The sequence below is a fragment of the Pseudomonas bananamidigenes genome, assembly GCF_001679645.1.
Classification (GTDB): domain Bacteria; phylum Pseudomonadota; class Gammaproteobacteria; order Pseudomonadales; family Pseudomonadaceae; genus Aquipseudomonas; species Aquipseudomonas bananamidigenes.
Genome location: NZ_LRUN01000014.1, coordinates 120,481 through 133,532, shown reverse-complemented (window position 1 = coordinate 133,532; position 13,052 = coordinate 120,481). Strand labels below are relative to the sequence as shown.

The 13,052-nt window shown below is 57.5% G+C and carries 13 protein-coding genes; 10 read left to right on the top strand and 3 right to left on the bottom strand.

Annotated features, from left to right (window positions below; all coding sequences use genetic code 11):
- Positions 1-50 precede the first annotated feature (50 nt).
- The 3 genes from BBF94_RS06515 to BBF94_RS06505 all read left to right on the top strand — a co-directional run bounded on the left by BBF94_RS06515 (position 51) and on the right by BBF94_RS06505 (position 1,859).
- Positions 51-218 (top strand): rubredoxin, encoded by a 168-nt coding sequence (locus tag BBF94_RS06515; RefSeq protein ID WP_065258224.1) that lies wholly within the window; start codon positions 51-53, stop codon positions 216-218.
- A 24-nt stretch (positions 219-242) separates the two neighbouring features.
- Complete coding sequence (locus BBF94_RS06510) at positions 243-1,391, top strand: NAD(P)/FAD-dependent oxidoreductase (protein WP_065258223.1); 1,149 nt, start codon at positions 243-245, stop codon at positions 1,389-1,391.
- Between the two features lie 192 nt (positions 1,392-1,583).
- The gene (locus BBF94_RS06505; protein WP_003213368.1) at positions 1,584-1,859 is read left to right on the top strand and encodes an HU family DNA-binding protein; all 276 of its coding nucleotides are present in this window, start codon (positions 1,584-1,586) and stop codon (positions 1,857-1,859) included.
- An 80-nt stretch (positions 1,860-1,939) separates the two neighbouring features.
- On the opposite strand, the gene BBF94_RS06500 is transcribed toward BBF94_RS06505, so the two are convergent.
- Genes BBF94_RS06500 through tssI form a run of 3 tightly spaced genes read right to left on the bottom strand, consistent with a single transcriptional unit; the run spans position 1,940 to position 6,327 of the window.
- Positions 1,940-2,293 carry a hypothetical protein gene (locus BBF94_RS06500; protein ID WP_065258222.1) on the bottom strand — a complete coding sequence of 118 codons (354 nt, stop codon included), beginning with the start codon at positions 2,291-2,293 and terminating at the stop codon, positions 1,940-1,942.
- A 13-nt stretch (positions 2,294-2,306) separates the two neighbouring features.
- Positions 2,307-2,978 carry a DUF2931 family protein gene (locus BBF94_RS06495; RefSeq protein WP_065258221.1) on the bottom strand — a complete coding sequence of 224 codons (672 nt, stop codon included), beginning with the start codon at positions 2,976-2,978 and terminating at the stop codon, positions 2,307-2,309.
- Entirely contained in the window at positions 2,971-6,327 is a 3,357-nt protein-coding gene (gene tssI, locus BBF94_RS06490) for a type VI secretion system tip protein TssI/VgrG (RefSeq protein ID WP_065258220.1), read from the bottom strand. Before tssI ends, BBF94_RS06495 begins: the two co-directional genes overlap by 8 nt.
- 717 nt (positions 6,328-7,044) lie before the next feature.
- Here tssI and tssA point away from each other — a divergent pair.
- Genes tssA through BBF94_RS06455 form a run of 7 tightly spaced genes read left to right on the top strand, consistent with a single transcriptional unit; the run spans position 7,045 to position 13,011 of the window.
- A complete protein-coding gene (tssA, locus tag BBF94_RS06485) occupies positions 7,045-8,607 on the top strand; it encodes a type VI secretion system protein TssA (protein ID WP_065258219.1) in 1,563 nt (520 codons plus the stop codon).
- A 32-nt stretch (positions 8,608-8,639) separates the two neighbouring features.
- Positions 8,640-9,143, top strand: a complete 504-nt coding sequence (gene tssB, locus BBF94_RS06480) for a type VI secretion system contractile sheath small subunit (RefSeq protein ID WP_065258218.1) — start codon at positions 8,640-8,642, stop codon at positions 9,141-9,143.
- A gap of 28 nt (positions 9,144-9,171) precedes the next feature.
- The gene (gene tssC, locus BBF94_RS06475) at positions 9,172-10,647 is read left to right on the top strand and encodes a type VI secretion system contractile sheath large subunit (protein ID WP_065258217.1); all 1,476 of its coding nucleotides are present in this window, start codon (positions 9,172-9,174) and stop codon (positions 10,645-10,647) included.
- 9 nt (positions 10,648-10,656) lie between these two features.
- Positions 10,657-11,064 (top strand): type VI secretion system baseplate subunit TssE, encoded by a 408-nt coding sequence (gene tssE / locus BBF94_RS06470; protein WP_065258216.1) that lies wholly within the window; start codon positions 10,657-10,659, stop codon positions 11,062-11,064.
- Between the two features lie 11 nt (positions 11,065-11,075).
- Positions 11,076-11,600: a PAAR domain-containing protein gene (locus BBF94_RS06465; protein ID WP_065258215.1), complete on the top strand. Its 525-nt coding sequence runs from the start codon at positions 11,076-11,078 to the stop codon at positions 11,598-11,600.
- 59 nt (positions 11,601-11,659) lie between these two features.
- Positions 11,660-12,598, top strand: a complete 939-nt coding sequence (locus BBF94_RS06460) for a DUF6402 family protein (RefSeq protein ID WP_065258214.1) — start codon at positions 11,660-11,662, stop codon at positions 12,596-12,598.
- Positions 12,598-13,011, top strand: coding sequence for a hypothetical protein (locus tag BBF94_RS06455; protein WP_065258213.1), 414 nt, complete (start codon positions 12,598-12,600; stop codon positions 13,009-13,011). The genes BBF94_RS06460 and BBF94_RS06455 overlap by 1 nt, the downstream gene beginning before the upstream one ends.
- The last annotated feature ends 41 nt before the right edge of the window (positions 13,012-13,052 follow it).

The window sequence follows — 13,052 nt, the reverse complement described above, 5'->3', positions numbered from 1 at the left end:
CCATCGACCGTCCGCGCCGCACACCGCCTGAATCCTGAGGAAATACCTGAATGAAGAAGTGGCAATGCATCGTCTGTGGCCTGATCTACAACGAAGCCGAGGGTTGGCCGGATGACGGCATTGCGCCGGGCACTCGCTGGGAAGACGTGCCGCAAGACTGGCTGTGCCCGGACTGCGGCGTCGGCAAGATGGACTTCGAAATGATCGAAATCGCCTGAGACCCAATACTGAAGGAGTAGGAAATGAGTGCACCTGTCGTGATCGTCGGCACCGGGCTGGCGGGCTACAACCTGGCCCGCGAGTTTCGCAAACTCGATGGCGAAACCCCGCTGCTGCTGATTACCGCCGATGACGGTCGTTCCTACTCCAAGCCGATGCTGTCCACCGGTTTCGGCAAGAACAAGGATGCCGACGGCCTGAGCATGGCCGAACCGGGCGCCATGGCCGAGCAATTGAAGGCCGAGATCCGCACCCATACCCGTATCAGCGGCATCGACCCGGGCCACAAGCGTCTGTGGATCGCAGAGGAAGCGGTGAACTATCGCGACCTGATCCTCGCCTGGGGCGCGGAAACCGTGCGTGTGCCGATCGAGGGCGATGGCGGCGACCTGGTGTTCCCGATCAACGATCTGGAAGACTACGCACGCTTTCGTGCCGCAGCGGAGGGCAAACGTCGAGTGCTGTTGCTCGGTGCCGGCCTGATCGGCTGCGAATTCGCCAATGACCTGATCCTTGGCGGCTACGAAGTGCAACTGGTTGCGCCGTGCGAGCAGGTGATGCCGACCCTGCTGCACCCGTCCGCTGCGGCAGCGGTGCAGGCCGGGCTGGAAAGCCTCGGCGCGCGTTTCCACCTCGGCCCGGTGCTGACCCGTTTGCAGAAGGTTGCCGATGGTCTGGAAGCGCATCTTTCCGATGGTCAGGTGATTGCGTGCGATGTGGTGGTGTCGGCCATCGGCCTGCGCCCACGGATCGATCTGGCAGCGGCTGCCGGCATCCAGACCAATCGCGGCGTGATGGTCGACCGTCACCTGCAAACTTCACACGCCAATATCTATGCCTTGGGCGACTGCGCCGAGGTCGACGGGCTGAATCTTCTGTACGTCATGCCCCTCATGAGTTGTGCGCGAGCGCTGGCACAGACCCTGGCCGGCAACCCGACAGCGGTGAACTACGGGCCGATGCCGATCACCGTGAAAACCCCGGTCTGCCCGCTGGTGGTTTCACCGCCGCCACGGGGCCGCGAAGGTGTCTGGACGGTCGAAGGGCAGGGCGCCGACGTCAAGGCGCTGTGCCACGACGCCGAAGGGCAATTGCTCGGTTATGCGCTGACCGGTGCCGCGGTGATGGAAAAACTCGCCCTGAACAAACAGCTTCCGGCCTTGCTGGCGTAAATACCGGTCGTTCTGTCGGAATCACCCCGCTTTTGCCCCTACAAAGGTCGCGGGGAGACTGGCGCCGCCCGTATCCGCGTGCCATTCTCACTCCCGTCTGCCGCAGAGTAGAGCCTGCGGCGCCTTGGGCGCTGTTCCAACGAGAACAGCACGGACATAACAACAAAAAACCGACTCAAAGGGGCTTCACTAATGCGTAAACCAGAACTCGCCGCTGCAATCGCTGAAAAAGCGGATCTGACCAAAGAGCAGGCCAACCGCGTTCTCAACGCCGTCCTCGAAGAAATCACCGGCGCCCTGCACCGCAAGGACAGCGTCACGCTCGTCGGCTTCGGCACCTTCCTGCAACGCCATCGCGGCGCCCGCACCGGTAAAAACCCGCAAACCGGTGAACCCGTCAAGATCAAGGCCAGCAACACCGTAGCGTTCAAGCCGGGCAAGTCGTTGAAAGACAGCGTCAATCCGTGATCCACCACCCGCATGGCGGGTGAGCGGCATAAAAAACGGGCATACCGATTGCGGTCGGATGCCCGTTTTTGTTGGCGTGGCTATTTCCGAAAACAAGCTTTGCCGTTGCCGAAGTCCACCGCCAGACAATTGGGCTCGATGGCGAGTTGCAGATCCTCAAACAAAGCGGATAAATCGTTACTGGAAGATGGTTTGGTTTCGCTTTTCAGCGTCAACGTGCTGTTTTCTACGTGCCATGTACCTTTTGCAAAACCGTCAGCGCTGCCATATGCCACGCCTGCGTCAAAGGTTCCGTCCTTGCGCAGCAGCAGTTCCGCGCCCATCTCCATGGCGCCTTGCAGAACATAATGTCCTTCCAGCGACCGAGTATCTGCGGACACCTCGGTAGCAGGCAGTAACAGCAGGGCCGTGAGAAACAGGGGTTTCAATTCCATGAGTTGTTGCTCCTTACCAGCTTCCGAAGGGGATGCCGTATTTTTCGATGTAGGTTTTGGATTCGGGTGAAAGAGGTAGCGCGTAGCGTCCTTCATTTTTCCCTTGATACGGCCCCTGCTTGACGATGCTCCCTTCAACCCGAGCAATCTCGACAGACTTGAGACAAGGCGCCCCCAGCCAGACCTTGGCAATGCCGCCGGGAGCCAAGCCAATACCTATACGGTCGCGGTAGTCTGTGATCCATTTGCCATCCAGTCTGCAAAAAGCCTTTTCCGGTTTGCGCATGATTTCCCGCGCGGCCTCGGGAATAACAATGTAGACCTCATAAGTTTGAGGCTCAGCCAGTGATTGCCATCGCACATAGATCAAGCGGGGAAGATCGGCACCGGTGACGTCACGTCCGGCGCCGCTGCCGGGGCTGTCAGGCCAGCCTGCGGGCTTGCCTTTGTTGTCGGCGGGGGTGTTTACCGAGGCAATCCCGGCACCGGCGCGTTTGAACACACGTTCACGGATATCCACCACGTCGGCCGTTTCAATCCAGACCTCCATGTAGGCGGGTGCTCCGAAGCCGAGGTACCAGGGCCGTTTGGTGATCGGTTGTGCATGACTTTGAGTGCAAAGCACCAACAGTAATCCGAAGACGAACCCCGTATGTTTTTTGTTGGGCCGAGTGAATTTATTCATGGGGGTGCACCACTCGTTGTTTGTTTTTTGTTGGGCGGTTGATAAAAACAACGCTCCAGTCGCTGTTGTTGAAATCTTTGGCTGCGTTCCAGTGCGCAGAAAGATGGATATAGCGACTGCGTAACAAAGCCCGTTCTTTGATAGTCAGCCCTTCAACAGATGACTCACCCAAGGCGTAAGCCTGAAGTTTTTTGTGGATGGGTATTAACTCTGCGGGCAAATTTAGCGCTGGCCTGTCGGGAATCAACTTGATCGGCACACCGGCTCTTACCGCAAGCTCACGCATGATGCGTAGATACACCAGCGACAACTCACCGTGTACCGGGCGTTCAATCATGGCCGCAGCATAAACCCGCTTCTGGGGATCCGGTGTGGATCTGCCCCTTTCCAATCGTTGAATTACAGGGGTTTCCCAGAGTGCAACCCGCAGTTGATTGCCTGGAGCGTCATCTTCGATGACGCCTTTCGTATACCAGGCAAACGCCTCCTTTTCGGCAGCGACATAAGCTGCGCTACGGGTCGCTTCGTGGCTTCGGCTAATGGTGCTGGTGACCGGACTGCTCAACAGAAGTTTCTCCCTGGCTCTGGGCAGATAACCACCTCCCAGATCCGAGTGGGCGCCGGGTAATACCAGATCAATCTCACCCAGGCTGTTAAGGGCAAAGTTCTCGCGATATTCATCACGAGCCACCAGGTGCACCACTTTGCTGGCGCAACCTTCCGGCAGCTTCAAGTCCAGCCCGGGATTTCTGCTGTTGGCGCCTGTGAAGTCGAGCAACCATGGATTGGCGATTGCCGCGACGGTATCAAACAGGCCAATGAAATTGATGCCGATACTCGATTGTGGATCCCAGTCAAAGCTACTGGCTAAGAATGGAGAGCCCGCTGGCAGGGCCTTTGCGAGAATGCTGCGCTTGCCTTTGAGAACCTCGTTTGCGAAGTGCCGTGCAGCGGCGGCGCCTCGACTGAAGCCGAAAATATCGAACTCGATTCTTTCTATTAGCGCGTTAGGGTTGTTTTTAATCAGTGTTCGCATTTGATCCATGATTTTTTCAGGGCTCTGCTCCACACGAGCCACGACACCCGTTTCACCTCTTCCGGTTGCCTGTGCGTAAAGTGAATCGCCTCCGTCAGCGGTTGTACCGATGCCTTCGATGTATACGCGCAAGGAAGCCTGCTTCGTTTTCTCCGGTAATACCTCGAAGGCATGGTCCGTATACAGCTCATGCAACCGCACAATGTTGCTCACATCATTCCCGTAACTGTTATCCGGCGAGTTGCCATTTCCGTCATAGCCATAAGTGGCGCAGTGCTTCTGAATCTCTTCGGCTGCTTCAGCCAGATTGGCATCTGGCGCATAGCAAGCCGCGACCGTTTCGCTGTTGGCCTTGTTGTTCCCCGTCCCATCGAAAAACACACCAATGCGCAACGTAATCCCGGCAGGGGTTTCCTCCTCCAGTTCGACCTCTTCCTCCTCTTCCTCGAGTTCGCCGTCCTCAAGCTCCTCAGTGGAGGCTGCCGTCGGTCTTGCTGCCAGGGCGCCCGACCTGTCGGTCGCCGGAGACTCAGTGGCGTTGCCAGCGGATGATTTACCGCCCGTCACTATCTCGCTGCTGCTGAAGATTCCGCCCTCGTCGATCACGATGTGATGACCGCCCGCTCTCAGCGTGATGCTGGCGCCCGCATCCAGCAGCACATTCGCGCCGGCCTTGATCTGTACCTGCTGACCCGCCTCGACCGTGATGACCTTGCCGGCAGTCGTCTGGCTGTTGCCGTTGATGCTTTCCCATCGATCACGCCCGACTTCCAGCCGGCTGTCATTGAGAATCTGCCGCTGCATGTCGCGCTGGGCGCGCAGGTAGATCAGTTCCAGTCCGGCGCGGTCTTCAAGTGTCAGTTCGTTGTAGCCGCCGGTGTCGGGCGAGCTGCGACTGCGCAGCACGGTTCGGGTCTTGTGTTCAGGAAGTCTGTACGGTGCGGGTGTGAGCTTGTTGACCACGCAACCGGTAATCAGCGGCTGGTCGGGATTGCCTTCCAGAAAGGTCACCACCACTTCCATCCCGACGCGGGGCAGGGTGACGGCACCAAAACCATTGCCGGCCCAGCCGGACGACACCCGGACCCAGCAACTGCTGCGTTCGCTGTCGAGCCCGGCCCTGTCCCAGTGGAGTTCAATCTTCACGCGACCGAATTCATCGCAGTAGATCTCTTCGCCTTTCGGTCCTGTCACCCGGGCGGTCTGGCTCACCAGCGCAGGTCGGCGCGCTGGCAGTGGCGGGCGGAAAATCACCTCGGCAGGCATGGCGCGAAAACTGTTGCGATAACCCTGAGTAAAATCGTCTGTGGAGGACGGTTCGTGGGTGGCGTACTCCTCCAGCACTTGAGGCTGTCGTCCGGTGTGCCGGACTTCAAGTAATTGCCACAGTCCGTTGTGTCGCTTGCGGGGATGCCCGGTCAGTTCGAACAGGTGGCCACAACGCAAGGCAGGCTGGTCGCTGTCACCTTCAGCCGTTTCATAATCGGCGCGATGACGTTCCAGGGCCTGGCGGGCCAGTTGTTTGCCGCGTTTTTCGTTCTCTATCGCCAGCGGATATCGATAATCCTCGAGTCGGGGCGTGAACTCGGCAACAAAGCGGCTCTCGAGCGAAAGATGAGGGCGTTTTGGATCGTAGTCGCGACGTGTGACGCGGCTGGTGCGCGTCCGGGCCTGCCAGGAAAACCGGCGGACCACCGGGTGTTCCGCCACCATGGCGCTGTCACGTCGGTAGGGCGTGGCAGGCAGTGTTGGCAGAAACACCGTGTCATCGGTGAACACCAGCAGGTGTCTCTCCACCGAGTGCCGGTGGTGCCATGCGATGCCGTCTTCGGCACACAGGCGCTGGATGAACTCGAAATCCGTTTCGCCATATTGCGTGCAGTACTCCCGTGGTGGCTGGGGCTGCACATGGAACATGAAGGCGTCGGTGAGGATGCCGTGCCGTTTGAGTACGTGGGTGATGATCTGCGGGACAGTCAGGTTCTGGAAAATCCTCTGGTCCTGACTGAACTGCAGGTAATGAAGGGTTGGAACCAGCGTCAGGCAATAATGCGCCAGGCGTTTTCCCGACTCGCCCACCTGCACTTCTTCGATACGCCCGTGTATCCCTTCGCCATCCAGACCGAAACGCAGGAATGCCGAATGAGCGAGCAACGTTTCCATGTCGAGATCATGGCGTTCGCTGACGAGCTCAACCTTGATGGCATAAAGCGTACTGACGGCCTCGGAACCTTCGAAAGACAATACCTTGAAGTCGTGGGGAACGGCGGGGATTTGCAGTGTGAAGCGCGCAGAAGTGACAGCTTCAGGCATACGCTTGTCCTTAAGCAGAGAGGGGGTCTGGCGTGATGTCGAAACCCTCCCTGGTCAACGGACGCGAATGTTTCCCGGCACGCTAACAAGGTATGAAACAAACTTATGTAAGAAACATCTCTGGATGAAGTCGGACTGTTCCGCGTTGTAAAACAACGTTCAGGGTGTGGGAAGTGTCTGCAAGAAAGTAAATCAGGAAGATAAAAAATACTGTGCGACAACCCGGCTTTTACCGGTGTTCAAATAATATTCAACGCGTGAATTGCCATCAATTTGATGGCACTTTTATCGATCACGGTTGTCCTCCGTGATTTGTTAATAGATGACGACGGATTTTCGGAAGCGTCCTACTTCAAATTTTTTCGCTTTTTGTCATGCTTTCTCCCGTATTTGTGGGACGGGCGTACGAAACGCCGCAGGCACCGGTACGGACCGCTCTAGATCAATGCTCGCGGGGTTGGAGACGGAAAAAGCGGAATATAAACCGATATCAGGGAAACCCTTGTTGCATATAGGGCGATCTCCTACACACCCCAATGAACAGTTCGTCTTGTTGTTTAATCAGATGCTTGCTAGTGGCCATCATAGTGATTACGATGCGCGCACTTGCAAGAGCACATACTCAATTGGATGAGTCCTTACACTGCTCTTCGATACTGTCCCCGCGCCGCTTCAACTCCAAAAGGCGTACGACCGTAATCCAAACAAAGGCCATGGATGTCCTACTCAAGCAAACTTTCCGCCCATTACCTCGATCTCGCTAAAGCCTCTGTTTCCAAAGAGAATTTCGCGGGCGAAGACGTTCGTTTCTCGAGCGAGTTCGAGGCGCTGGAAAGCGAGCTGGCCAAAGCTTCGTCGATGCACGAAAGCGGGCAGGTCGACTGGCTGAAAATCCGCGAAAACAGCGAGAATCTGCTGCGCACCCAATCCAAGGATCTGCGTGTCGGCGCCTGGCTGACCTGGTCGCTGTACCAGCGTGAATCCTTCCCCGGCCTGCTGGCCGGTCTCGCTTTTCTGCACCATCTGTCGGAAAACCATTGGGCCGACGTTCACCCGCTCAAACCGCGCACCCGGGCCGCCGCCATTGGCTGGCTGGTACCGCGTCTGGAGCAGGTACTCACCGAAAATGTCGCGATCAAGGAGCAACTGCCGATGTTCCGGCAGTTGTCCGAGCACCTGTCCGGTCTTGACGCGGCCTGCACCGAGCATCTGGGAGACGACGCGCCGCTGCTGCTGCCGCTCTCCCGCCGTCTGAAAACCATGATCCAGCGCGCTGCCGACAACCAGCCGGCGCCTGGCGTGGTGGGCGCGGCAGTGGCTCAGGTCAAGCAGGCGGCCACACAGTTGCTGACCCCCGGCGCCCCGATCGACAACGAGAAGGAAGCCCACAAGGCCCTGCGCGCGCAGCAGGAAAGTGCCCGTCCATTGTGCGCCTGGTGGCTCAAGCAGAAGGCCACCGACCTGCGTGCCCTGCGCCTCAACCGCACCTTGCTGTGGATGACCATCGACGCAGTGCCCGAGCGCAATGCCGAGCAGATCACCGTGCTGCGCGGGCTGCCGGTGGACAAGCTCAAGCAGTATCAGGACCGCTTCGACCAGGGCAAATACGCTGACCTGCTGGTAGAACTGGAGGCGAGCCTGGCGAAGGCGCCGTTCTGGTTCGATGGCCAACGAATGGTCTGGGAATGCCTTCAGAACCTCAACGCCGAGCTGGCCATGCGCGAAGTGGAAATCCACTTCGCGCTTTTGGTTCAGCGCCTGCCCGGCATCATCGAATTGCGTTTCCATGACGGCACTCCGTTCGCCGATCCGTCCACCCGGGCGTGGATCGCGGCCAACGTCATGCCGCACCTGCAAAGCTCCAGCGCGCCGCGCAAGGTGGAAACCGAAAGCGTCGAAACCCAGCCAGCCTGGGAAAAGGCCCTCGAGGACGTCCAGCCGATCCTGCGCAAGGAAGGCCTCAAGCCTGCGGTGCAGATCCTCAAGCAGGGGATGCACTCGGCTCACGGCGGGCGCGAACGCTTCTTCTGGCAGTTCGCCCTCGCGCGGCTGTGCTTCCTGGCCAAGAAATACGAACTGGCCAGGAACCAGCTCGAAACCCTCGATCAGACATTACAGGACTCAGGCCTGCACGCCTGGGAGCCCGATCTTGCATTGGAAGTGCTGCACCTGCTGCACAGTTGCTGCGAGTTGTTGCCGCAGAACCATGCCGTACGTGAACGCAAGGAAGAGATTTATCGCAGGCTGTGCCACCTCGACCTCGAAGTGGTACTCGAATAGGCCCCAGGGCCACAACCGCAAGGAGAAAAGCCATGGCCAAAGAAGGCTCGGTAGCCCCCAAGGAACGCATCAACGTCACCTTCAAACCCGCCACCGGCGGTGCTCAGGAAGAGATTGAACTGCCGCTGAAGCTGCTGGCAATCGGTGACTACACCCACCGCAAGGACGATCGCAAGATCGAGGATCGCAAGCCGATCAGCATCGACAAGATGACCTTCGACGAAGTGCTGGCCAAGCAAGAGCTGGGTCTGACGCTGAGCGTGCCCAACCGTCTGCAGGAAGATGGCGAGGCTGACGAGCTGGCCGTGCAACTGCGCGTCAACTCCATGAAGGACTTCAACCCGGCCAGCCTGGTCGAGCAAGTGCCCGAGCTGAAAAAACTGATGGAACTGCGCGATGCGCTGGTGGCCCTCAAAGGCCCGCTGGGTAACGCACCTGCGTTCCGTAAAGCCATCGAAGGCGTGCTCGCCGACGACGAATCCCGCGGTCGCGTACTCGGTGAGCTGGGCCTGAACGCCACAGCCCCGGACGCCTGAGACTCCAGCAGCCAAGGAAGCCAACACAATGAGCACTAGCGCAGCACAACAGAACGCCGCCGAGAACGGCGAATACAGCATCCTCGACAGCATCATCGCCGAAACCCGCCTGACGCCGGACGACGAAGCCTACGACATCGCCAAGCGCGGTGTGTCGGCGTTCATCGAAGAGCTGCTCAAGCCGCAGAACAACGGTGAGCCGGTCAAGAAAGCCATGGTTGACCGCATGATCGCCGAGATCGATGCCAAGCTCAGCCGTCAGATGGACGAAATCCTGCACCACCCGGACTTCCAGGCGCTGGAATCGTCGTGGCGTGGCCTGCAACTGCTGGTCGACCGCACCAACTTCCGCGAAAACATCAAGATCGAAATCCTCAACGTCTCCAAGGACGACCTGCTGGACGACTTCGAAGACTCGCCGGAAGTGATGCAGTCGGGCCTGTACAAGCACATCTACACCGCTGAATACGGCCAGTTCGGTGGTCAGCCGGTTGGCGCGATCATCGCCAACTACTACCTGTCCCCAAGCTCGCCGGACGTGAAGCTGATGCAGTACGTCTCGAGCGTGGCCTGCATGTCCCACGCGCCGTTCATCGCCGCTGCCGGTCCGAAATTCTTCGGCCTGGAAAGCTTCACCGGCCTGCCGGACCTGAAGGATCTGAAAGATCACTTCGAAGGCCCGCAATTCACCAAATGGCAGAGCTTCCGTACCTCGGAAGACTCCCGCTACGTCGGTCTGACCGTGCCGCGTTTCCTGCTGCGTAACCCGTACGATCCGGAAGAGAACCCGGTCAAATCGTTCGTGTACAAGGAAAACGTTGCCAACAGCCACGAGCACTATCTGTGGGGCAACACCGCCTTCGCCTTCGGCACCAAGCTGACCGACAGCTTCGCCAAGTTCCGCTGGTGCCCGAACATCATCGGCCCGCAGAGCGGTGGCGCGGTTGAAGACCTGCCTCTGCACCACTTCGAAAGCATGGGCGAGATCGAGACCAAGATTCCTACCGAAGTTCTGGTTTCCGACCGTCGTGAATACGAGCTGGCCGAGGAAGGCTTCATCTCCCTGACCATGCGCAAAGGCTCCGACAACGCGGCGTTCTTCTCCGCAAGCTCGGTGCAGAAGCCGAAGTTCTTCGGCATCAGCGCAGAAGGCAAGGCTGCAGAGCTGAACTACAAGCTCGGCACCCAGCTGCCGTACATGATGATCGTCAACCGCCTGGCTCACTACCTGAAAGTGCTGCAGCGCGAGCAACTCGGTTCGTGGAAAGAGCGTACCGACCTCGAGCTGGAACTGAACAAGTGGATCCGCCAGTACGTGGCCGACCAGGAAAACCCGAGCGCCGAAGTCCGTGGCCGTCGTCCGCTGCGCGCTGCGCAAGTGATCGTCAGCGACGTTGAAGGCGAGCCGGGCTGGTACCGCGTCAGCCTGAACGTGCGTCCGCACTTCAAGTACATGGGTGCCGATTTCACCCTGTCGCTGGTTGGCAAGCTGGACAAAGAGTAAGAGCGACTCATGGACGGATACGGCAGCCTTTTCGAACGCCTCAACGGCGATGCGGAACTACGCAAGGGCAAGAGCCTCGAGGCTTCTGCCATGGCGTCGGTGGCTGCCCATCTGGCCAAAATGCTCAGCACCCGGGCCGGCAGCGTGCAAACGCTGTCCGACTACGGGTTGCCCGATCTCAATGACATGCGCCTGAGCCTGCACGACTCCCTGAGTCAGGCCCGCCTGGCCATCGAAAGCTTCATCGAAGCCTACGAACCGCGCCTGAGCAACGTGCGTGTCATTTCCCTGCCGCGTGACCACGACCAGCTCCGCCTGGCCTTCAGCATCGAAGGCCTGCTGGAAGTCGAGGGCTTCAAGCGCCAGGTCAGTTTCGCCGCGCGCCTGGATGGCAGCGGTCAAGTGAAGGTCAACTAAGGAGAACCCCGATGTCTGGCAAACCGGCAGCACGCGTATCCGACCCCACCGCTTGCCCGCTCCCCGGCCACGGCACCAACCCGATCGCCGCCGGTTCCGGCGACGTGTTCTTCGACGGCCTGCCGGCCGCTCGCCAGGGTGATGCCTCGGCGTGTGGCAGTGCGTTGGTCGGCGATCTGGCGACCACGGTTCTGATCAACGGCAAGCCGGCTGCCACCGTTGGTTCGGTCGGGGCCCATGGCAACAAGGTCACTGCCGGCTCCGGGACGGTGATTATCGGCAACTCGCATACGCCGGCGCCGTTTGTGGCGCCGTTGCCGGTGGAGATTCAGTGGCCGTTCAACGAGCACTTCGTAATCAATTGTCAGGACAGCGGGAAACCAATGGCTGGCGTTGCATACACGCTGAAAACCGCTTCAGGAAAAATCATCAATGGCGTTACCGGTGCCGATGGAAAGACCCAGAAAATTTCTTCGGATCAAGCTGAAGCCCTGGAGTTGGTGATTGAGCAGCAAACAGAAGTAATGATCGCCTGAACGCCAGGCTGGTTTCTGGAAATGAACTTTTGATTCTGGTGTGAGTTGAGGATTCTGAAATGGCAGACACAGTAGTGGCATCTAGTTTGACTCCGGCGAGCAATAAAACTGGAAAGTCTACCGTTGTGCGTCTTTTCAAAGTGAGCGACATCCCAGCTGCAATGGATAAGATGAAGTGGCCCGTAGCTGCAGCATTGATGCGTCATTGGTTTAAAGGTGAACCCTGGAAAAATGCCAGTGGCGGAATGGAGAAAGAGGAGAAAGAACACACCCGGCCAATGCCTGAGCAATATATCGAGGAAGATATAGTAAAGATGGACTGGGTGCTTAAGTTCAAGAAGCCCAGTGATACTCGACAAGTGTTGAAAGGGGCGTGGAATAACGACAAAGCCATGCCTGAAATCAAGACAAATATCTTGCGGGCGTTTGGCAAGTCCGGGCCTGGTTGTTATCCAGTAAAGTTCAATGGCAAGGGGCGTGCAGCCGAGAAGTTTGGCTACTTCAACTCGCGCGCCGTTAAGTTCAGTCAGATGGGTGGCGGTGAGCTGGACGAGCTGCGTGGGGCATTGGCAAATTTCAACATGCGTGTTATCGCCGAAGGCGTTGTAAACGTCTTTGACAAAAAAATCGTGTTTGTTGCAGATCGCCTGGGCTATTACGTCGAAGACAACTATGACTTTAATGACGGTGATGACTTCATCAGTCAGCCGCTCGGGTACTGGAATTTCGATGGAGTCGCCGGAGTCATCGAGGCCAACGCGCAGAATATGGCCATTGATCAAGAAACCTCCGGGATTGTGCAGTCCTCCCTCTTTGGAATGAGTGACGCGTCAGAGAAGCGGTTTGTGGAATTGGCAAACAAGCGATTTTTCTTCATTCAAAACAAACATTTTGTGGAATACAGAAAGCTTCATGCCAAAGGTGGTGACTTCAAACTTTTTTCCGATATTTTTTACGAAAGTATCGCTCCTGTTTCCATTGAGCTGGTGAAAAGTTGATGAAAGTCAGAAGAGGCGCATGGATACTCTTTTTCCTGATTGTTGCGATCAGTGTTTTTGTTATTTCCTTGAGAAGTGTGCTTGAGCGCGGAGCCAGTAGTTCTGTACTTAGTGAGTCAGGGAACTATCTTATTGAAAATGTTTCCGTCAGAGGTCCTCTCGTACCTTTTGATGATCTGGCTTACTTGAGAGTTACCGACAAAAGAGATTCGAATACGGTATTTCGTTCTCCTTTGTATGACCGTAGCTCTGTGGATATGCGCTCTCACGAAGACGCCGGGGTTGTGGGAATCGTCTGGATTGATTTCTACAAACGTGATCAGCACTTCGGCATTCGCATGCCGGAATGGAAAACACATTGGCTCAATCGTTTTATCAGCAATACCCCTTATGAAGTCATTGGGAATGATTGAACTCAGCGTTCGATATAAAGCACTGTTTTTTTCATGAGTTC

Coding starts and splice junctions, on each gene's coding strand:
- BBF94_RS06515 (WP_065258224.1), top strand. CDS start 51: ATGAAGAAGTGGCAATGCATCGTCTGTGGCCTGATCTACAACGAAGCC.
- BBF94_RS06510 (WP_065258223.1), top strand. CDS start 243: ATGAGTGCACCTGTCGTGATCGTCGGCACCGGGCTGGCGGGCTACAAC.
- BBF94_RS06505 (WP_003213368.1), top strand. CDS start 1,584: ATGCGTAAACCAGAACTCGCCGCTGCAATCGCTGAAAAAGCGGATCTG.
- BBF94_RS06500 (WP_065258222.1), bottom strand. CDS start 2,293: ATGGAATTGAAACCCCTGTTTCTCACGGCCCTGCTGTTACTGCCTGCT.
- BBF94_RS06495 (WP_065258221.1), bottom strand. CDS start 2,978: ATGAATAAATTCACTCGGCCCAACAAAAAACATACGGGGTTCGTCTTC.
- tssI (WP_065258220.1), bottom strand. CDS start 6,327: ATGCCTGAAGCTGTCACTTCTGCGCGCTTCACACTGCAAATCCCCGCC.
- tssA (WP_065258219.1), top strand. CDS start 7,045: ATGTCCTACTCAAGCAAACTTTCCGCCCATTACCTCGATCTCGCTAAA.
- tssB (WP_065258218.1), top strand. CDS start 8,640: ATGGCCAAAGAAGGCTCGGTAGCCCCCAAGGAACGCATCAACGTCACC.
- tssC (WP_065258217.1), top strand. CDS start 9,172: ATGAGCACTAGCGCAGCACAACAGAACGCCGCCGAGAACGGCGAATAC.
- tssE (WP_065258216.1), top strand. CDS start 10,657: ATGGACGGATACGGCAGCCTTTTCGAACGCCTCAACGGCGATGCGGAA.
- BBF94_RS06465 (WP_065258215.1), top strand. CDS start 11,076: ATGTCTGGCAAACCGGCAGCACGCGTATCCGACCCCACCGCTTGCCCG.
- BBF94_RS06460 (WP_065258214.1), top strand. CDS start 11,660: ATGGCAGACACAGTAGTGGCATCTAGTTTGACTCCGGCGAGCAATAAA.
- BBF94_RS06455 (WP_065258213.1), top strand. CDS start 12,598: ATGAAAGTCAGAAGAGGCGCATGGATACTCTTTTTCCTGATTGTTGCG.